Source organism: Capnocytophaga granulosa ATCC 51502 (assembly GCF_000411115.1).
GTDB classification, from domain to species: Bacteria; Bacteroidota; Bacteroidia; order Flavobacteriales; family Flavobacteriaceae; genus Capnocytophaga; species Capnocytophaga granulosa.
Window position 1 is genome coordinate 20,706 of sequence record NZ_KE150255.1, and the last position, 18,229, is coordinate 38,934.

The following is an 18,229-nucleotide window of genomic DNA, read 5'->3' on the forward strand; positions in this document are numbered from 1 at the left end:
CGTCTTATGAATATACTATTACAAGCAGCCCCACAGGGGGGCGGAGGTAACTTCCTCTTTATCATAATCATGTTCGTGATTATGTTTGTTTTTATGATCTTCCCTTCCATGAGAAGACAAAAACAAGAAAAGAAATTCTATAATGCTCTTAAGAAAGGCGACAAAGTCATCATGAAAAGTGGCTTACATGGGCGTATCTCTGAAATCACTGATACTACTATCGTGATAGAGACCCTCTCTGGCAAACTCAAGTTTGAGCGCTCTGCCGTTTCTATGGATTATAGCCGCAAACTAACAAATGAATAACAAAGAGTGAAAAGTGAAGAGTGAGAGCATTCTTCACTTTTCACTATTCACTTTTCACTATTCACTATTATGTCTGGAGAACTGCTTCCCCTTATGGAGGCCTTCTATACCATACAAGGAGAGGGCTATTACAAGGGTACCGCTGCTTATTTTATTCGCCTAGCAGGCTGCGATGTGGGCTGCCACTGGTGCGATGTCAAGGAGAGTTGGGACGCTACGGCGCACCCCTTAGTACCTATTGAGCAAATTGCCGAGCAGGCTCTCACCCATTCCAAAACAATCATCATCACAGGGGGAGAACCCCTTATGTACAACCTACTTCCCCTCACCCAGCTGCTCAGGAGCCATGGGGCACGTACCCATATAGAGACCTCTGGGGCACACCCACTCTCTGGTGAGTGGGACTGGATCTGTCTCTCCCCTAAGAAAAACAAGCGTCCGCTCTCACCTATCCACCAAGTAGCCAATGAGCTAAAGATGGTCATCTACAACCATCATGACTTTCTTTTTGCCGAGGAGATGTCCGCCCTGACCCATGCCGACTGTATCCGCTACCTCCAACCCGAATGGAGTCGCCGCGAGAAGATGATTCCCCTTATGGTAGATTATGTCATGGAATACCCCCAGTGGAAAATCTCCTTACAGATGCACAAATACTTGGATATCCCCTAAGCCATGCTAAAGCGTATTCTCAGCTATATCTTCCCTATCACCCTCTCAAGGCAATCCTCCCCTATCAGTGGACAGCTCACCGTAACCCTACTCAGTGGCAAGCGATTGCTGAACACCCCTAATACCGACTATTCCTTTGGGAGCCTACAACGTATCTTGCGTTTTGGCTTACAGAAAATCGGCTTTGAGCGGATTCAAAAACAGAAAAACGTACTCGTATTGGGTTTAGCCGCAGGCAGTGTGGTAGAGACCCTCGTGGAGGAAGTTCAGTTCCGCGGGCAGATACATGGGGTAGATATTGATCCAGAAGTCATCGCTATAGGCCGCCAGTATTTCCATTTGGACAAGATCAAAAACCTACAGATCTTTCTCTGCGATGCCCAAGACTACATAAAAAACACCCATGTAAAGTATGATTTGGTCATTGTAGACATCTTTCAAGATGATCAGATGCCCGCTTTCCTTTTTGCACCTGCCTTTTTCTCTCAGTTAAAGAAAATTCTCAGCCAAAAAGGAGTGATTCTCTTCAATACCATTGTAAAAACGAAAGCCGAGGCACAAAGAAACCAAAATTTTATCCAATTCTTCTCCGACCAATTCCATATAGACCGCTTTCCCAAGGTAGAGGGAGAAAACGAAATACTTGTTTTGAGCTAAAAGTAAAAAATTCTTTCATACATTTGTTTGTTTCCTTCAGTAGCGATAGGCTTGTCCTCAATAGTTACAAAATCCTGACTTGTCACAGTAAGTTTGCTTTTGGTAGTACCTTGATTGCAACTGAGTTCTGCGGTATTGGTGATGATATCCATAGTGTAATGCTTTTATATGAATTCCAAATGATTTATAATTAATTTAAGTTTCGCAAACTTTATAACTTACTGATTCTCAAAACATCCCCCCTACCCCCCTCAAGGGGGGAGTTAGTAAGTAGTAGAGGTTCAATAAGTTATAGAAAGAAAATTTTCCAATTAGATAAACAAATTAGACCATTTCAACGCCCTTAAAGCTCCCCCTTTGGAGGGGGGTTGGGGGGAGGTTTTTACAAATAATTGTTTATCAGTTACTTGCAATTTCAATAGCAACCTAAAAACAACTTGCGAAACTTAAATAATTAACATCTAAAACCATCATATTTATTATAAGAAAGCACTTCTCCTGTTTGTAAGTCTAAACGGTACCAATCAAGGTGTGTTTCTCTTTTATAAACTATTTCCCAGCAATTATAGCTAGCTCCAGGTCGATATACTCTTTCAATACGTGCACCTGTATAGACTCTACCATCATTATAACCTCTACGTAATTTCATTCCTTTTGACAGACAAAAATCCTCTACCTGCTCGAAAGTAAACTTAGAAACCTCGTCATAATTGATAGTCTTTTCTAATTTCCCCTCTTTATTAAAATAATACCATCGCCCTTTTTCCCAGAAACGAGGCTCTCCTAAAAGTCCTTTTTCTGTAATATATCCTCGTCTATCATAGGACTTTGCTACTGCAAAATAGGAATAAGGGGGAAATTCCTTTATATAATAATAATCCTTTGTTTTTGAGGAATCATCTATATAAAAATAAGTGCCATCAGGAAGAACTACTGATACATAATCATTCCCTTCTGCTAAGTTTTTTTGATAATCCTTATCTAATTTCTTTAACTTCTCAAAGAGTTCAAAGTCAAAGGTCTCAAAGCGATCATCTACAGGGGGATATATGACTTGTTGATATCCTCTTGTAAAAGAAAAAACTTCAAAAGAGGAAAGCAACGGCAGTCCCACTGCTACCAATCCTGTTTTCTTGATAAATTCCAAACGTTTCATAAGTGCTTAGTTTATTTCTGCAAGTCGTTTTTCGTTTGGACAAATGTATAAAATATTACTTAAACGAACAAACTTTGCAAAAAAATTCTTATATTTGCCACTACTAAATAAATATACAAAAACATGATCGTAAGAAAGACCCTTTCACTATTAGGAGTATTTGTCCTCCTACTAGTAAGTGCTTGTTCAGCACCCAAGAAAACCGCTTACGGCCATACCAAAGGCGTACTTGCTAAGCATGGTATGGTGGTGAGCGCCAAGGAAGAAGCCTCTAAGATAGGCCTCTCTATCCTTAAAAAAGGTGGTAATGCCTTTGACGCTATGGTGGCTACCGAATTGGCCTTGGCCGTAGCTTATCCCAATGCGGGTAACATAGGCGGAGGCGGCTTCATGGTCTATCGCTTGGCCAATGGCGAAAAAGGTGCCTTGGACTACCGCGAAAAAGCCCCCAGCAAGGCGCACCGCGATATGTACTTGGACGCCAACGGCAAAGTGATTCCCGATAAAAGCACCCTCGGCGCCTTGGCTATAGGGGTACCTGGCACCATCGATGCACTCTTTGAGGTACATAAGAAATTCGGCAAACTCCCTATAACTGACCTCTTCCAGCCTGCTATTGACCTAGCTCGCAATGGGGTGGTCATCACTCCCCTACAAGCCGACTTCTATATGGGGAAAAATCTTGCCGAAATTAAAAAGGCTAACAACTATACTACCATCTTCGAAAACGGCTGGAAAGCTGGCGAACGCTTTAAGTATGAGGAGTTGGCACAGACACTCGAACGTATCCGCGACAATGGCCGTAAAGAGTTTTACGAAGGTGAAACAGCCAAGCGTATCGTGAATTATGTACAGGAATTGGGCGGTATCCTCTCTCTTGAGGACCTAAAAAACTACCACTCACAGTGGCGCACCCCTATTACCTTCAATTATAAGAACTATACTATTTCCTCCATGCCACTCCCTTCCAGTGGTGGAATCTGTATCGGTCAGATACTCAAATCGGTAGAACCCTATAAGATAGGGCAATACGCTCACAATGGCGAGCAATATGTGCAGCTACTGGTGGAGGCTGAGCGCCGTGCTTATGCCGATAGGGCTTATTTCTTAGGCGATCCTGATTTTGTAAAAGTTCCTACTGAAACCCTCCTCTCCCCTGACTATCTAAAGGAGCGTATGCGTTCTTTCTCTTGGGATAGAGCAAGCAAGTCCAGCGAGATTGCCCATGGCAAGGTGGTGGGCTACGAGAGCGATGAGACCACCCACTACTCTATCGTGGATAGCGAAGGCAATGCGGTGGCCGTGACCACTACCCTCAATACCAATTATGGTTCTAAAGTATATGTTAAGGGCGGGGGCTTCTTCCTCAATAACCAAATGGACGACTTCAGTATCAAGCCAGGCGAACCCAACACTTACGGACTGGTAGGCTCTGAAAAGAATGCCATTGCACCGAACAAACGTATGCTTAGCTCCATGTCACCTACCATAGTAGAGGAAAACGGCAAGCTCCGTATGGTCATCGGCACCCCTGGGGGCTCTACTATTATCACCTCTGTACTCCAATGTATGCTCAATGTCTTCGAATATGGTATGACCATGCAGGAGTCCGTAAGCCAGCCGCGTTTCCACCACCAGTGGCTCCCCGATGATGTGATGTTCGAACCCAAAGGCTTTGACCCTGCCGTCATTGCCAAGCTCAAGGCCAAAGGCTATGTCCCCAAGGAAGAAAACTTTGTTATCATCGGCCGTGTAGATGCCATTTTGGTAGAGAAAGACGGCACCTTAGAAGGGGGTGCTGACCCCCGTGGCGACGATGTGGCTGAAGGTTACTAAACTGCAAAAAGGAAGAAATGTAAAAAAAAATATGTTTTTTGTTTGGTAATTAAAAAATTTTTTCTAACTTTGCCCCTGAATTAGTGAAGAGTGAAAAGTATAGCCAGCGAATACATGGAGCTGGGTATGTGGGTGAAGAGTGAAAAGAGAAGAGTGAAAAGTGATTAACAATTAATAATTAATAATTAACAATTAAAAAAGATGTTTTTTACGCAAAGAAATATGATGATGTGTTGTCTCATGCCTTACCCAACGTAAGACATCATAATTTCTTTTGCCCATAGTTTAAGAAAGCAATGATGTTATATCATTGCTTTTTTGTTTTCTATGGTCAAATAAACAGACAGCAATCAGTCATAATAGCAACAACAATTAACCATTAACAATTAAAAATTAAAAAAATGAAACTAAAACCCTTCCTTAGCCTCCTTGCCTTTCTTGTGGCAAGTATTACAAGCGCACAAACCCTCAAAGGTAAAGTCTTTGACGACCAGAATGAACCCCTCTTGGGCGTTACCATCTTGGTCAAAGAGGTGCCTAACAAAGGCGTCACTACCAACGAACGCGGTGAGTTCAGCATTCATGTAGAACCTCACCAAACGCTTGTCTTTTCCTATATCGGCTTCAAAAACCAAGAAATCAAGGTTGGTAAGCAGAAAAACCTCGTGGTAACCCTTGTAAGCGAAGCCGAAGAACTCCCTGAATTATTGGTTGTAGGCTCCCGTGCAGGAGGTCGCACCAAGATTGATAGCCCCGTCCCTGTAGATGTCTTTGATGTGGCCAAAACCAGCAAAACCCAACCTCAGGTGAACCTCAACCAGATACTCAACAGCATTGCTCCCTCTTTCACCTCCACCACCCAAGTAGTTTCCGATGGTTCTGACCACCTTGACCCTGCCCAATTGCGCGGCTTAGGCCCTGACCAGACCCTCGTACTACTGAACGGAAAACGCCGACACACCTCCGCCTTTATCAATGTCAATGGTACGCCTGGGCGTGGTACCGTTGGGACTGACCTTAATACTATTCCCTCCTTCGCCCTTTCCAAAATAGAGGTGTTGCGCGATGGGGCTTCCGCCCAATATGGTTCCGATGCTATTGCTGGGGTGATGAACCTTGAGCTTAAGAAAGACAAAGGCCTCTCTGCCCAAGTAAGTTATGGCGGACACCTTACCCCTACGGCTAATGACCACCGCGGTGGCTTTGACGGAGCACAAGGTCAGTTGGACATCAACTACGGTACCGAATTGGGTAAAAAAGGTGGTTTCCTAAACTTTACCTTCTCCGCTCAGTTCCGCGACAAAACCCACCGTGCAGGTACTTTTGACGGAGAGATATTCAACGCCTACAACGCCATAGAACGCCGTGCCCTTAACCATGGGGACAACCTATCTGGCTACTTTTCCAATATCAATGTAGATGCCGACCCTCGCCTATTAGGCCTTATCAAAGGCTATGCAGGGGAAGTAGGCTATTTTGATAGCAGTTACCTCGCCCAAATACAAGGAGCCAACTCCATCGGAGAGTTACAACCCTTGCTCAAAAAGGACTTTACCGAGCAGGAACTCGCCTATCGTGGTCTTGACCGCAAGGACTACAACATGCATGTAGGCCAATCCAGCCTCTTGGGTACTCAATTCTTTGTCAATGCAGCCTTTCCTGTCTCTGACAACTGGGAACTCTATGTCTTTGGCGGACAGAGCTACCGCTATGGAGAGGCTGGAGGGTTCTTCCGCCGCCCTAACCAAGCCCGTACCTTCACTGGCCTACACCCCAACGGCTACTTGCCTCAGATTACCACCGACATACAGGACTCTTCTATCTCGGCTGGAATCCGTGGCGAGGCTGGCAAGTGGCACCTTGACCTAAGTAATACCTTCGGCCGCAATGAGTTTGCCTATACAATCAAGAACACTGGCAATACCAGCTTGCGCTTTGCTACTCCTGATTATTTTGATGCTGGTAAATTGCGTTTTGCACAGAACACAATCAATTTGGATCTCTCTCGCCCCATTGAGCTATTCTACAAGTCCAACATCTCTTTTGGGGTAGAGCAACGCCATGAGTCCTATAGCACTGTAGCAGGCGCTGAAAACTCTTATGCTACCTATGATATCACAGGAGGCGTACTCCCCTTGAGTGCTCCTGCCTCACAGAAGGTTACCGACTTCTTTGGCAATGCCCTCCCTGGAGGTGCTCAGGTACTCCCTGGCTTTAGAGAAGAAAGTGCCCTTACCAAAACCCGTAATGTCTTGGCTGGCTATGGAGAATTTGAAACCGATATTACCAAGTGGCTATTGGCCAATGCGGCAGTACGTTACGAACATTATTCTGACTTTGGTAATACCTTTAACTATAAGCTCGCCTCACGCGTGAAACTCTTGCCCAATGTGAATCTCCGAGCAGCTGCCTCCACTGGCTTCCGCGCGCCCTCTATCCACCAGTTGTATTATACCAATATCAACACCTTGCAGATCAATGGGGTATTACAAGAAACTGGTACTTTCAACAATATCTCCCGTGCTGCAGAACTCTTTGGTATAGAGAAGTTACAAGAAGAAAAATCCAAATCACTCAGTGCTGGTTTTGCTGTTAAGATTCCCAAGGCTGGCCTTTCCCTTAGTGCCGATGCCTACTTTATCCGTGTAGATGACCGTATTATCCTCACCGAGGCCTTTACCCGCCCCGCTGGAAACAGCCCTGCACAGAATGAACTCAAACAGATTTTTGACCAAGCCAATGTAAATACCGTACAATTCTTTGCCAATGCAGTAGATGTAGAGACCAAAGGAATAGATGTGGTTGTGAGTCACTCTCTACAGGCGGATAAGTTCACCCTTAACAATGACTTTGCTTTCAACCTTACCCAAACCCGCAAGGTAGGTGAGATACACACCCCAAGAGCTATTAAAGCGGCTGGCTTAGAAGACAAATTCTTCTCCGAACGCTCTCGCGTACTCTTGGAAGAGGTAATCCCTCGCTTCAAGGCTACCCTTTCCCACAACCTCACCATAGGCAAGTGGAATGCTTACTTGCGTAACACCTATTATGGCAAAGCCACTAGCCCTGACATCGTGGCTGCTGACAAGCGTATAGGCGATTTTGAGTTTGATGAGCGCGGACACCAAGTTATTCGTGGCAAGGTCATCACCGACCTCTCTGTAGCGTACAACTTTACCCCTAAGACCTCTTTGACCTTGGGTGTAAATAACCTCCTTGATCTCTACCCTGAGAAAAACGTCAAGGCCAATAGCAACAATGACCAATTTGTCTATTCACGTGCCACCTCACAATTTGGATTGAATGGTCGCTATGTATTCCTCCGCGCCACCTTCAACCTGTTTTAAGTGAAAAGTGAAAAACGAAAAGTGAATAATACATTTTGTAGGGGCAAAGTTGCGTAAGCAAGTATGTGAAGCAATTCGCCCTCTATAAAGAAGAAAGAGACTACCCCAAAAGGTAGCCTCTTTTTTATTTGGTTACTTATAGTAAGTTCATTTTTCACTTTTCACTCTTCACTTTTCACTCTTCATTCTTCACTTTTCACTCTTCACTATTTCTTGTACTTCTCGATAATCTTTCTAGCTCTTTCCAAGGCCTCTTCGTTAGAGATATTGGCAGCATCTTGGTGAAGGGAAGTACTGATAGGAGTCTGATAAGTAGGAGTTGGTTCCTTTTGGTAGGTTGGCTCTTCAGCTGTTTTAGTAATAGTATGAGGCACTAAGGGGCTGGTTGTCAAAGGTTCCGTAGTGGAGAAAGTATGGGTACTCTCCTGAGGGGAAGCCACGGCAGGCGCTGCTACAGGCGGAGGTGTAGTCACAGGTGTAGAGGTAAAAGCCATAGGGCTTTGAGTCACAGGCGTTACTTGAGGTTCAGGGATATGTGCCACAGGCGTAGAAGTAAAGGCCATAGTAGGCGCCTGTGTAGGTGTAGAGGTTGCAGAAGCCACAGGTCGCTCAACTAGTTTTTCCTTTAGCGTGCGATTGAGTGTCTCCAGCTCCTCAATCCTGATAAGCAGCTTGTTATAGGTATCTTTGGTAATGACGATCATCTCTCCCCCCTTCTTATCAGCAAGAAAGAGCGGCTCTGCCAAAGGTAGCTCTATTTTAAAAAGCTGTTCGTTTTCTTTCAGTGGCATTTCCTTGAGTTCTTTTTCTTTCAAGGAAGCCGCATAAGCATCCACATTCGTAGGAATATCTATCTCTATTCCTATTTTTGCCAAAGCATTGATAACCAACTGATATTGTTGAAAATCTAACTTCTCTTTTAACGGAATCGTGTTACTCATAATCGTTATATTTTGGGCAAAGGTATAATAAAAAATTTAAAAAAACAAACAATTGTTATGATATTTTTTTTGTTGATAAAATTAAGTAATCATTTGTTTTATTTTGATTTTTTTTCTTATCTTTGCACAGAATTATAAAACACTTCATAACATGAAAAAACCTACTATAAATATAGAGAAATTCTACGACCTTATGCTTACCAACAAGTGGTGGGGCACTATAGCTGTGATCCTTTCCACCCTGATTATCTACCTATTTGGAAAAATTACAGGAGAAGCTATTTATTCTCTAACACACTAAGACAAGGTAGCGGCCTGTATAGTAATCTAAAAACAACTTACAAAACTTGATAACCCCAAATAAATAATCTATGAAAACAAGCACTAAACGAAACTTCCTAATAATTATAACTGCTGCGCTACTGAGTGTCCTCTTACGTCAAGACTTACAGCGCTTAGTAGATGCTTTTTTAGAAGGCTATTATAAAGGAAAAGGCTTGTAAACTACTCATGCAACTTTCCCTATACCTATCCTATATCTATTACCGAAAGCTCTTTGCCAAAGGAGACTTGCCGAGCATCGTTGTACTATAAAACAATTGCTAATGGTCAGTTGGCATACTTAAACTCAAAACTATCATGAAGTTTTTTCTCTTTTTATGTTGTTGCTCCCTGAGTGGGTTTGCACAAAAAGTGGTAGTACAAGACAGCCAAGGTCGTCCTATTGAATATGTGAATATAGGCGTCAAAGGTACTTCCAATGGTCTTATCAGCGATGAGCAGGGAGGCTTTTCCTTGGATGCCCTCCATGCCAAGGATACCGATAGCATCTATTTTGGGCATCTGAGCTATAAACATAAGGTACTCATAAAGAAGGATATTACCGACAAAGTGTCCTTGGAGGCCGCCGAGATTGTACTTCCTGAAGCTACCTTTACCGCTAAGCAGCCTAAGGAGCGCACACTCAAGGGAAAGGGCTTACCTACTATTGTTACTATGAGCATTCCCGCCCCTGCTGAGGAGGAAATAGCTGAAAATGAGAAAAAAGGTGAGGAGGAATTGGGCGACTTTATCTCTCTAAACAAGGATACTTTCCTTACAAAGTTTGAGATGAATATTGTAGCCAACACCCTTGATCGTTGTGTGCTGCGTGTGGTAGTCTATGAGAGTAATAAGGAGCATACCCTCTTTAAGCCCTTGATAGAAAGGCCTATTTATATACAGGTGCCCGCCAGCCGTAAACGACAGATTTTCTCTAAGGAGTTATCCGTGTTTGCCCCCAAGGGAGTTGTTTGGGTAGCCTTGCAGGCTGTTGAGCTAAAGGGAAGTAAGGACAGCGAACTTAGAATCCGCTGCCGTGCCAATGGTGGCTGGTCTCGTACCACTATTGATAATATTTTAGAGAAAACCCCCTTGGGATTGGGGATTCCTTTCTCTGTTAAGGGAAGACAATAAAGTGAAAAATGAAAAGTGAAAAGTGAATAATTTTTCACTCTTCACTTTTCACTCTTCACTACTAATCGTCTTCTTCCTCCTCTGGAAAATCGTCGTCCTCTTCAGGTTCGTCGTATTCCTCATCTTCATCAGGTTCAGCGGCTTTGTCTTTGGAGGCTGTTTTCTTACCTTTTTTCTTCACCACTACCTTTCCTTCTTTGACGGCTTCTTTGATTTTACCTTCTATCTCTTCAGCCATTTCAGGATTGTCATGGAGTAAGGCCTTCATCGCATCACGACCATTGGCCAAGCGGGTACCGCCGTAGCTGTACCAAGCCCCACTCTTGGAGAGTATGTCAAAGTCGGTTCCCCAATCTACTATTTCGGACACCTTGGAGATACCTTCCCCATAGATGATTTCAAACTCTGTTCTTTGGAAAGGTGGTGCTACTTTGTTTTTCACTACCTTCACCTTCGTAAGGCTACCATAGGCCTCTCCTTCTTTGTTTTTCAGAGGAGCTGCTTGTCGGCGCACATCTACACGTACAGAAGAATAAAACTTCAGTGCATTACCCCCTGTGGTAGTCTCAGGATTTCCGAAAGACACCCCTATTTTGTCACGCAACTGGTTGATAAACATCACCACACAGTTGGCCTTACTGATGCTCCCTGTGATTTTGCGCAAGGCTTGGGACATCAAGCGGGCATGTACGCCCATTTTGGAGTCACCCATCTCGCCATCTATCTCAGTTTTAGGAGTAAGGGCAGCCACGGAATCCACTACAATAATATCCACGGCTCCAGAGCGTACCAGCCCATCTACGATTTCAAGGGCTTGCTCCCCGTTATCAGGTTGGGAGATAATCAGGTTGTCCACATCTATCCCTATTTTCTTGGCATAACTGGGGTCAAAGGCATGTTCCGCATCTATAAAAGCGGCAGAGCCTCCCAGCTTCTGTGCCTCGGCAATGGCATGCAGTGTAAGGGTAGTCTTACCTGAAGACTCCTGACCAAAGATCTCAATCACCCTACCGCGTGGGTACCCCCCTACACCTAAGGCAATATCCAAGCCCAAAGAACCCGAAGGAATCACCTCTACCTTCTCGGCTACCTTGTCTCCAAGACGCATCACCGTTCCTTTCCCAAAGGACTTTTCCAAGCGCTGCAAAGCCAATTTCAGGGCTTGTGCTTTGGCTTCCTTGTCCTTAATCTCTTCTACTTTTTCTTTTTCTTTCTTTGCCATCTTTTTTTAATGATTAATGGTTAATGATCAATGATTAATGGTCAATGATTAATGATTAATAGGCATTGGTATTAATCATTAATCATTGTTGGCATTAATCATTAAAGAACAAATTTCTTTGCACTTTGTCCCTTGTAGCGTGCGATACATTCCTCATATACCTTGAGGGCTTCTTGGACATCTCCCCAACCACGTACATCTACTTTTTTGTTTTCCAAATCTTTATACACTTTGAAGAAATGTTCTATCTCCTTGGTAAGGTGTGGATTTACCTCATTGAGCTGACTAAGGGATTTAACCATAGGATCGGCCTCAGGCACACAAAGGACTTTCTCATCACCACCTTTTTCATCGGACATATAGAGGATACCTACAGGCTTTACTTTCACTACACAACCAGGAAAGAAAGGAATGGTAGAGATTACAAGCACATCCAAGGGATCTCCATCATCGGCCAAGGTTTCAGGAATGAACCCATAGTCAGTTGGATATACCATGGAGGTATGTAGCATGCGATCAAAGCGCATTTTACCTAAGTCAAAATCATATTCGTACTTATTTCTGCTTCCTCTTGGAATCTCAATGAGTACATCAAAAGTTGTTTCTTTTGCCATTTTTACTATTTTTGAAAATTAGAGAGCAAAGATAACGTTTTTTTCCCAATCATCAAAGCAAATATTTATCTTTCTTTCTTCAAAAAAAAGTTGTACTTTTGCCACTGATTTAATACCCTTACAAATTATGTATTCAGAATTACCCGAAGGGCACCCTATACGCACCTATCTGCAAGAGGCTGAACTTATTCAGAACCTATTAGAGGAGATTATGCAGACAGATCCCCAAGTGGACTACCAGAAGTTCTATAACCTCTTCAACCATCTCTCCACCGTGGAGAAACGCTTCCAGAGAAAAGAGAATCAGCTCTTTCCTTTCTTGGAACAAAAAGGCTGGACTAACCCCTCTCAGAACATGTGGTCTTTCCACGATACCATACGCGATATGTTCCGCTTGGTCAGAAAGAACTTAGAGGATAAGCAGCTGGCCAAAGCAGCGGAGAACATGACCTATATAGAGGAAAACCTCCTACGCCTGCTCTCTGTAGAGTATAACATTCTTTTTGCGCGTTCCTTGGAGATTCTCTCCGATGAGGATTGGATCAAGATGCGCCAAGGAGAAGAGGAAATCGGCTGGATGCTCCCCACGCCTCCCCCTGCTTACCCCTCCGAAGAGGGCTACATACACCCTTCACAAGATACCACCCTACGTACCGATGTGGTTTTTGATGAGAAAGCACAACACTTTGACGAAGGTTATATGACTGTAGAACAAGTGAACCTGCTGCTCAAGACCCTCCCTATCGATATTACTTTTGTAGATGAGCATGACAAGGTGATTTTCTACAATCGCGGTGAGGAACGTGTTTTCCCACGTAGTGCAGGAATTATCGGCCGTGAAGTGAAGTTCTGCCACCCGCCCAAGAGCGTGGGTACAGTGCTAAAAATCGTGGAGGCTTTCCGCAATGGCACTCAGAACGAAGCCAACTTCTGGCTGAACTTCCGCGGACGCCTGATCTATGTGCGCTACTTTGCCGTACGTGATGCCCAGAAAAACTATAAGGGCGTGATCGAAATGTCACAGGACATCACCGACATCAAGACCATAGAAGGAGAAAGACGCTTGCTCGAATGGGAATAACCCTAAACAACGAATTACCTTGGCTAAGATTACCGAACAAATAAAAGAGCCTATAGCAGCGGAGATGGCTGCCTTTGAGGACAAGTTCAGAGACTCCATGTCCTCACGGGTAGCACTGCTTAACCGCATCACCCACTATATCGTAAACCGCAAGGGCAAGCAGATGCGCCCTATGTTCGTCTTTTTAGTGGCTAAGCTCGCCAGCGGAGGCACCATCAGCGAACGCACTTACAGGGGGGCTTCCGTTATTGAACTGATTCATACGGCTACCCTTGTGCATGACGATGTGGTAGATGATAGCAATAAGCGACGTGGGTTCTTTTCTATCAATGCCTTGTGGAAGAACAAAATCGCGGTCTTGGTTGGGGACTACCTCCTTTCCAAAGGGCTACTACTCTCTATAGACCATGGGGATTTTGACTTGTTGCGCATCATCTCGGTAGCCGTCCGTGAGATGAGCGAGGGCGAACTCCTACAAATGGAGAAAGCACGCCGCTTGGACATCACCGAGGAGGTCTATTACGAGATTATCCGCCAGAAGACCGCCACCCTTATCGCTGCCTGCTGTGCCATGGGCGCTTGCTCGGTTTGCCCCGACAATGCCCCGCTGATAGAGAAGATGCGCTGCTTTGGCGAATATGTAGGTATGGCCTTCCAGATCAAGGACGACCTTTTTGACTATACCGAAGAGGCTATAGGGAAGCCTACAGGCATCGACATCAAGGAACAAAAGATGACCCTGCCGCTGATCTATGCCCTCAACCAGGCCAGCGAAGAAGACCGCAAATGGCTGATTAACAGTGTCAAAAACCACAATACAGACAAAAAGCGCGTCAAGGAAGTCATCGCTTATGTCAAGGCTCACGGCGGTATAGAGCGTACCGAAGCCAAAATGAGGGAATACCAAGCAAAAGCCTTAGCTATACTATCGGATTTTCCCGATTCTCCTTATAAGAAATCCCTACTCCAGATTGTGGATTATGTCATAGAACGAACTGTATAACAGATAACATAAGAGCCTGCTCCCCTTGCGGTGAGCAGGCTCTCTTATCATGAGTTACAGACAAAAATTATTTCTTCTTCTTAGTATCTGCTTTAGCCGCATCTTGAGCAGCCTTAAGTGCAGCACGAGATACACGTACTTGACATACTACGGTGTTATCTGGGTGCATGATCTTGTAGTTATCCTGAGCGATTTTGGTAACATAGAAACGATTACCCATTTCCATCCAAGAAATATCTACAGGAACGAAGTCAGGCAAGTTATCAGGCAAGGCTTTTACCTTTAGCTTACGGTTTACGATACGGAGTGTACCACCGGCCATTACCCCAGGGGCTGTTCCCACGATTTGGATAGGCACCTCAAGGGTGATTTCCTTATCCTTGTGTAACTGGTAGAAATCCACGTGAAGGATTTTGTCGGTTACAGGGTCAAACTGAATGTCCTGAAGGATAGCTGTATAAGTCTTTCCTCCTAATTCAATCGTTGCTGTATATACATTAGGAGTATATACCAATTTTTTGAACGCTAAGCTGTCCGCTGAAAAGTGAATGGTATTCTCCCCTCCGTATAATACGCAAGGAACCTTTCCAGCATTACGTAAGGCCTTGCTCGCTGCTTTGCCCACGCTTTCTCTTTGAGATCCTACGATTGTAATTGATTGCATAAAATATATATTAATTAAAAATTTACATTATAAATTTGTCGCTGATAGAGGCATGCTCATGTACCGAACGCATCACATCGGCAAAGAGCTTATCACAACTCAGTACGTGTATTTTCTTTGGCAAAGAGTTATGCGGAATGGAGTCGGTTACAATCAGCTCCTCCATAGGTGAGTTTTCTATCTTCTCCACCGCATTGCCACTTAGTATAGCATGAGTACAAATGGCTCTTACGCTCACAGCTCCTTTCTCTTTCATAATTTCGGAGGCTTTCACCAGTGTACCTGCTGTATCCACCATATCATCTACAAGGACTACATTCTTACCCTCTACATCGCCAATAAGCTCCATTTTCTCAATCACATTGGCCTTTTTGCGCTGCTTATAGCAGATTACCACATCACTATTGAGGAACTTAGCATAGGAGTGTGCCCTTTTAGATCCTCCCATATCAGGAGAGGCTACGCAAAGGTTGTCCAAGTTCAAGGACTTGATATAAGGGACAAATATGGTAGAGGCATAGAGGTGATCTACAGGAATTTCAAAGAAGCCCTGAATCTGGTCAGCATGTAAGTCCATAGTAATCACTCGAGTAGCTCCGGCTGTTTCCAATAAGTTGGCCACCAATTTGGCTGCTATTGGCACACGAGGCTTATCTTTTCTATCTTGGCGCGCCCACCCAAAGTAAGGCATAACCGCCGTGATATGCTTAGCAGAGGCACGCTTAGCCGCATCAATCATCAGCAGCATCTCCATAAGGTTTTCCGAAGTAGGATGCGTAGAACCAATGATAAAAACACGAGCACCTCGTACTGATTCTTCAAAGGAAGGCTGAAATTCTCCATCACTAAAACGAGAGAAAATCACATTTCCAAGCTCAATCCCATAGGCTCGAGCAATTTTGCCTGCCAATTCAGTGCTTTGTGTACAAGCAAAAATCTTTACAGCTGGCATAGAATATTCCATAAAATCAACTAATTATAAGTAATTTGCGTTTTTTGTAAAGCCCCCAAGGACTCTCTTGTTTCCGAGTGCAAAGATATAAATTAAAAATGATTCTGAAAAAAAAAGAATGATTTTTTTGCACAATTAAAAAATTAGTTGTAATTTTGCCCCCGAATTCATAACAATAATTGCCTGAGTGGCGGAATTGGTAGACGCGCACGACTCAAACTCGTGTTCTTCGGAGTGAGGGTTCGATTCCCTCCTCAGGTACTATAATCCTCTTACATCTTAGAAAATGATAAGAGGATTTTTTATTAACTTCAAATCAAACTTTCATTTTGTTATGAATACAATCATTGTAAACCCCTACTACACCCTTATTGCTGCTACTTTAGTACTGCTCATTGGGCGACTGTTGGTCTCCAAGATCAAACTCCTTCAAAACTTCAACATCCCAGAACCTGTAGCTGGAGGGCTACTTATGTCCTTCCTTGTCTACCTTTTATATATTGTAACGGGGCTTTCCTTCGAAAACGGACTTACGTTTGGGGAAGGGATCTCCTTGAATTTTGACAAGGGGCTTCAGGACTCCTTCATGTTATTTTTCTTCACCTCTATCGGGCTGAGTGCTGATTTCTCTCGCTTGAAGTCAGGCGGTATAGGACTATTTATCTTCTTAGGGGTTGTTGCCCTCTTTATTGTGGTACAAAACATCGTAGGGGTAGGCTTGGCCTCTGCCTTTGGACTGAAACCTATTATAGGACTTGTCACAGGTTCCATTACCCTCACTGGCGGACATGGTACCGCTGGGGCTTGGGGTAAGACACTCGAACAAGATTATCATATACAAGGCGCTACTGCCTTAGGGATGGCATCCGCTACCTTTGGCTTGGTATTAGGAGGACTCATCGGAGGACCTGTTGCACGCCGCTTGGTCAATAAAATGGGCAGAAAACCACTCTCCGAGGAGGCTCAGAAGAACAACAATGATAACGATAACGATACAGAAGTAAGCGTATTCGAACAACCTGAAAAACAACGCCTTATTACCTCCAAGTCCGCTATTGAGACCATGGCGCTCTTTGCTGCCTGCCTGTCCTTCTCTGCCCTGATGGACTCCGATACGGTAAAGGCTTTCTTCCCTGAAAAGTTCACCTTACCTCAATTCGTTTGGGCATTGTTCTTTGGCGTATTCTTACGCAATATACTCACCTACGTCTTCAAAATCAAAATGTTCGATCGTGCTATCGATGTCTTCGGCAATGCTTCCCTAAGTCTCTTCTTAGGTATTGCGCTACTAAACCTCAAGTTATGGCAGCTTTTGGACTTAGCACTTCCAATGCTCGTAATTTTGGCTGCACAGACCTTTGTAATGAGCACCTATGCCTATTTTGTCACCTACCGCCTAATGGGCAAGGACTACGATGCTGCCGTACTGGCAGGCGGACACTGTGGTTTCGGCTTAGGAGCTACCCCTACGGCTGTGGCCAATATGCAGTCTATTACCGATAAGTTTGGCCCCTCACACAAGGCCTTCCTTATTGTTCCTATGGTCGGTGCCTTCTTTGTGGATTTCGTCAATGCCTTTATCCTCTCAGGCTTCGTATACTTTTTAAGCTAACAGTTAAGTGAATAATTAAAAGTGAATAGTGAAAAGCAACTACCCTGTTTTTCACTATTCACTTTTTACTATAACCTGAGTTGTATAAATCATTAACTCAAAACTCAAAATTAAAAACTCAAAACTTTTAGATGAAATACATTCTCGCTTCTGCTTCGGCGCGTCGCCAACAATTCCTCAAGGATTTAGGAATTGACTTTGAGTTGCGCCTCTCCCCCACCAATGAATCCTACCCTCCTGAACTACAAGGAGCAGAAATTCCCATGTATATAGCTCAGCAAAAGGCTATACCACTGCTCCCTACTCTCAAGAAAGAGGAAGTACTTATCACAGCCGATACGCTTATTTGGTTTGAAGGCGAGGCGATAGGAAAGCCCAAAGATTATACAGATGCTTTCCAAACACTCAGTCGCTTCTCAGGTCATAGCCATGAGGTAATCACGGCTGTGTGCCTGGCTACCACTGAAAAGCAAGTAGCCTTTTACGACACCACTTTAGTTACTTTCGCAACCCTCACCCCAGAGATGATTGACTACTACCTCACCCATTACCAACCTTATGACAAGGCAGGCAGCTATGGCATCCAAGAATGGATCGGAGCCGTAGGTATTCGCTCTATACAAGGCTCTTATAACAATGTTGTAGGCTTCCCCACGCAACTATTTTGGGAACAACTAAAATTAGTGAAAAGTGAAAAGTAAAGAGTGAAAA

At 44.0% G+C, this 18,229-nt stretch carries 18 protein-coding genes, 1 tRNA gene and 1 pseudogene; 13 read left to right on the plus strand and 7 right to left on the minus strand.

The genetic code is table 11. The annotated features are described in order from the left end of the window. The first annotated feature begins 6 nt into the window (after positions 1-6). From yajC to HMPREF9331_RS07610, 3 genes are all read left to right on the plus strand, one after another. Complete coding sequence (gene yajC, locus HMPREF9331_RS07600) at positions 7-306, plus strand: preprotein translocase subunit YajC (protein WP_009641139.1); 300 nt, start codon at positions 7-9, stop codon at positions 304-306. A 69-nt stretch (positions 307-375) separates the two neighbouring features. Continuing rightward, positions 376-978, plus strand: coding sequence for a 7-carboxy-7-deazaguanine synthase QueE (locus HMPREF9331_RS07605; RefSeq protein ID WP_016420402.1), 603 nt, complete (start codon positions 376-378; stop codon positions 976-978). 3 nt (positions 979-981) lie between these two features. Continuing rightward, entirely contained in the window at positions 982-1,635 is a 654-nt protein-coding gene (locus HMPREF9331_RS07610) for a spermidine synthase (RefSeq protein WP_016420403.1), read from the plus strand. Here HMPREF9331_RS07610 and HMPREF9331_RS13125 read toward each other — a convergent pair. Both HMPREF9331_RS13125 and HMPREF9331_RS07615 read right to left on the minus strand, forming a co-directional pair. Then, positions 1,635-1,787: pseudogene (locus tag HMPREF9331_RS13125) on the minus strand (DUF4280 domain-containing protein); the annotation flags it as partial. The gene HMPREF9331_RS07610 and the pseudogene HMPREF9331_RS13125 sit on opposite strands and share 1 nt — an antisense overlap. A gap of 302 nt (positions 1,788-2,089) precedes the next feature. Further along, entirely contained in the window at positions 2,090-2,791 is a 702-nt protein-coding gene (locus HMPREF9331_RS07615) for a hypothetical protein (RefSeq protein WP_016420405.1), read from the minus strand. 123 nt (positions 2,792-2,914) lie between these two features. Between HMPREF9331_RS07615 and ggt the strand changes: the two genes are divergently transcribed. Continuing rightward, positions 2,915-4,627, plus strand: a complete 1,713-nt coding sequence (gene ggt / locus HMPREF9331_RS07620; protein ID WP_016420406.1) for a gamma-glutamyltransferase — start codon at positions 2,915-2,917, stop codon at positions 4,625-4,627. Positions 4,628-5,028: 401 nt separating this feature from the next. Next, on the plus strand, positions 5,029-7,974 hold the full coding sequence (locus HMPREF9331_RS07625; RefSeq protein WP_016420407.1) for a TonB-dependent receptor: 2,946 nt from the start codon (positions 5,029-5,031) through the stop codon (positions 7,972-7,974). A 206-nt stretch (positions 7,975-8,180) separates the two neighbouring features. Here HMPREF9331_RS07625 and HMPREF9331_RS07630 read toward each other — a convergent pair whose 3' ends face one another. Continuing rightward, positions 8,181-8,915 (minus strand): hypothetical protein, encoded by a 735-nt coding sequence (locus HMPREF9331_RS07630; protein WP_016420408.1) that lies wholly within the window; start codon positions 8,913-8,915, stop codon positions 8,181-8,183. A 151-nt stretch (positions 8,916-9,066) separates the two neighbouring features. On the opposite strand from HMPREF9331_RS07630, the gene HMPREF9331_RS13130 reads away from it, so the two are divergent. From HMPREF9331_RS13130 to HMPREF9331_RS07635, 3 genes are all read left to right on the plus strand, one after another. Beyond that, positions 9,067-9,216, plus strand: a complete 150-nt coding sequence (locus tag HMPREF9331_RS13130) for a hypothetical protein (RefSeq protein ID WP_009641099.1) — start codon at positions 9,067-9,069, stop codon at positions 9,214-9,216. 70 nt (positions 9,217-9,286) lie between these two features. After that, complete coding sequence (locus HMPREF9331_RS13430; RefSeq protein ID WP_016420409.1) at positions 9,287-9,418, plus strand: hypothetical protein; 132 nt, start codon at positions 9,287-9,289, stop codon at positions 9,416-9,418. Between the two features lie 136 nt (positions 9,419-9,554). Beyond that, a complete protein-coding gene (locus tag HMPREF9331_RS07635) occupies positions 9,555-10,370 on the plus strand; it encodes a carboxypeptidase-like regulatory domain-containing protein (protein WP_016420410.1) in 816 nt (271 codons plus the stop codon). Between the two features lie 61 nt (positions 10,371-10,431). Here HMPREF9331_RS07635 and recA read toward each other — a convergent pair whose 3' ends face one another. Together recA and HMPREF9331_RS07645 are read right to left on the minus strand one after the other, a co-directional pair. Continuing rightward, positions 10,432-11,592, minus strand: coding sequence for a recombinase RecA (gene recA / locus HMPREF9331_RS07640; protein ID WP_016420411.1), 1,161 nt, complete (start codon positions 11,590-11,592; stop codon positions 10,432-10,434). 101 nt (positions 11,593-11,693) lie between these two features. After that, positions 11,694-12,206 carry an inorganic diphosphatase gene (locus tag HMPREF9331_RS07645; RefSeq protein ID WP_009641157.1) on the minus strand — a complete coding sequence of 171 codons (513 nt, stop codon included), beginning with the start codon at positions 12,204-12,206 and terminating at the stop codon, positions 11,694-11,696. Between the two features lie 127 nt (positions 12,207-12,333). Between HMPREF9331_RS07645 and HMPREF9331_RS07650 the strand changes: the two genes are divergently transcribed. Then, complete coding sequence (locus tag HMPREF9331_RS07650; protein WP_016420412.1) at positions 12,334-13,287, plus strand: DUF438 domain-containing protein; 954 nt, start codon at positions 12,334-12,336, stop codon at positions 13,285-13,287. A 64-nt stretch (positions 13,288-13,351) separates the two neighbouring features. Next, positions 13,352-14,290, plus strand: a complete 939-nt coding sequence (locus HMPREF9331_RS07655) for a polyprenyl synthetase family protein (RefSeq protein ID WP_050999696.1) — start codon at positions 13,352-13,354, stop codon at positions 14,288-14,290. A gap of 67 nt (positions 14,291-14,357) precedes the next feature. Here HMPREF9331_RS07655 and HMPREF9331_RS07660 read toward each other — a convergent pair whose 3' ends face one another. Then, positions 14,358-14,954: a 50S ribosomal protein L25/general stress protein Ctc gene (locus HMPREF9331_RS07660; protein ID WP_016420413.1), complete on the minus strand. Its 597-nt coding sequence runs from the start codon at positions 14,952-14,954 to the stop codon at positions 14,358-14,360. A gap of 22 nt (positions 14,955-14,976) precedes the next feature. After that, positions 14,977-15,918, minus strand: coding sequence for a ribose-phosphate pyrophosphokinase (locus HMPREF9331_RS07665; protein WP_016420414.1), 942 nt, complete (start codon positions 15,916-15,918; stop codon positions 14,977-14,979). Between the two features lie 169 nt (positions 15,919-16,087). Between HMPREF9331_RS07665 and HMPREF9331_RS07670 the strand changes: the two genes are divergently transcribed. The 3 genes from HMPREF9331_RS07670 (at position 16,088) to HMPREF9331_RS07680 (ending at position 18,219) form a co-directional block, all read left to right on the plus strand. After that, positions 16,088-16,167 (plus strand) — tRNA-Leu (locus HMPREF9331_RS07670). A gap of 73 nt (positions 16,168-16,240) precedes the next feature. Beyond that, entirely contained in the window at positions 16,241-17,518 is a 1,278-nt protein-coding gene (gene gltS, locus HMPREF9331_RS07675) for a sodium/glutamate symporter (protein ID WP_016420415.1), read from the plus strand. A gap of 131 nt (positions 17,519-17,649) precedes the next feature. Continuing rightward, on the plus strand, positions 17,650-18,219 hold the full coding sequence (locus tag HMPREF9331_RS07680) for a Maf family nucleotide pyrophosphatase (protein WP_016420416.1): 570 nt from the start codon (positions 17,650-17,652) through the stop codon (positions 18,217-18,219). Positions 18,220-18,229 lie beyond the last annotated feature (10 nt).

What these genes read in the sequence shown, in the direction of transcription:
- yajC (WP_009641139.1), top strand. Translation starts at nt 7, where the DNA reads ATGAATATACTATTACAAGCAGCCCCACAGGGGGGCGGAGGTAACTTC.
- gltS (WP_016420415.1), top strand. Translation starts at nt 16,241, where the DNA reads ATGAATACAATCATTGTAAACCCCTACTACACCCTTATTGCTGCTACT.
- HMPREF9331_RS07625 (WP_016420407.1), top strand. Translation starts at nt 5,029, where the DNA reads ATGAAACTAAAACCCTTCCTTAGCCTCCTTGCCTTTCTTGTGGCAAGT.
- HMPREF9331_RS07645 (WP_009641157.1), bottom strand. Translation starts at nt 12,206, where the DNA reads ATGGCAAAAGAAACAACTTTTGATGTACTCATTGAGATTCCAAGAGGA.
- HMPREF9331_RS07680 (WP_016420416.1), top strand. Translation starts at nt 17,650, where the DNA reads ATGAAATACATTCTCGCTTCTGCTTCGGCGCGTCGCCAACAATTCCTC.
- HMPREF9331_RS07650 (WP_016420412.1), top strand. Translation starts at nt 12,334, where the DNA reads ATGTATTCAGAATTACCCGAAGGGCACCCTATACGCACCTATCTGCAA.
- HMPREF9331_RS07655 (WP_050999696.1), top strand. Translation starts at nt 13,352, where the DNA reads ATGGCTGCCTTTGAGGACAAGTTCAGAGACTCCATGTCCTCACGGGTA.
- HMPREF9331_RS07665 (WP_016420414.1), bottom strand. Translation starts at nt 15,918, where the DNA reads ATGGAATATTCTATGCCAGCTGTAAAGATTTTTGCTTGTACACAAAGC.
- HMPREF9331_RS13430 (WP_016420409.1), top strand. Translation starts at nt 9,287, where the DNA reads ATGAAAACAAGCACTAAACGAAACTTCCTAATAATTATAACTGCTGCG.
- HMPREF9331_RS07635 (WP_016420410.1), top strand. Translation starts at nt 9,555, where the DNA reads ATGAAGTTTTTTCTCTTTTTATGTTGTTGCTCCCTGAGTGGGTTTGCA.
- HMPREF9331_RS07610 (WP_016420403.1), top strand. Translation starts at nt 982, where the DNA reads ATGCTAAAGCGTATTCTCAGCTATATCTTCCCTATCACCCTCTCAAGG.
- recA (WP_016420411.1), bottom strand. Translation starts at nt 11,592, where the DNA reads ATGGCAAAGAAAGAAAAAGAAAAAGTAGAAGAGATTAAGGACAAGGAA.
- ggt (WP_016420406.1), top strand. Translation starts at nt 2,915, where the DNA reads ATGATCGTAAGAAAGACCCTTTCACTATTAGGAGTATTTGTCCTCCTA.
- HMPREF9331_RS07615 (WP_016420405.1), bottom strand. Translation starts at nt 2,791, where the DNA reads ATGAAACGTTTGGAATTTATCAAGAAAACAGGATTGGTAGCAGTGGGA.
- HMPREF9331_RS07660 (WP_016420413.1), bottom strand. Translation starts at nt 14,954, where the DNA reads ATGCAATCAATTACAATCGTAGGATCTCAAAGAGAAAGCGTGGGCAAA.
- HMPREF9331_RS07630 (WP_016420408.1), bottom strand. Translation starts at nt 8,915, where the DNA reads ATGAGTAACACGATTCCGTTAAAAGAGAAGTTAGATTTTCAACAATAT.
- HMPREF9331_RS07605 (WP_016420402.1), top strand. Translation starts at nt 376, where the DNA reads ATGTCTGGAGAACTGCTTCCCCTTATGGAGGCCTTCTATACCATACAA.
- HMPREF9331_RS13130 (WP_009641099.1), top strand. Translation starts at nt 9,067, where the DNA reads ATGAAAAAACCTACTATAAATATAGAGAAATTCTACGACCTTATGCTT.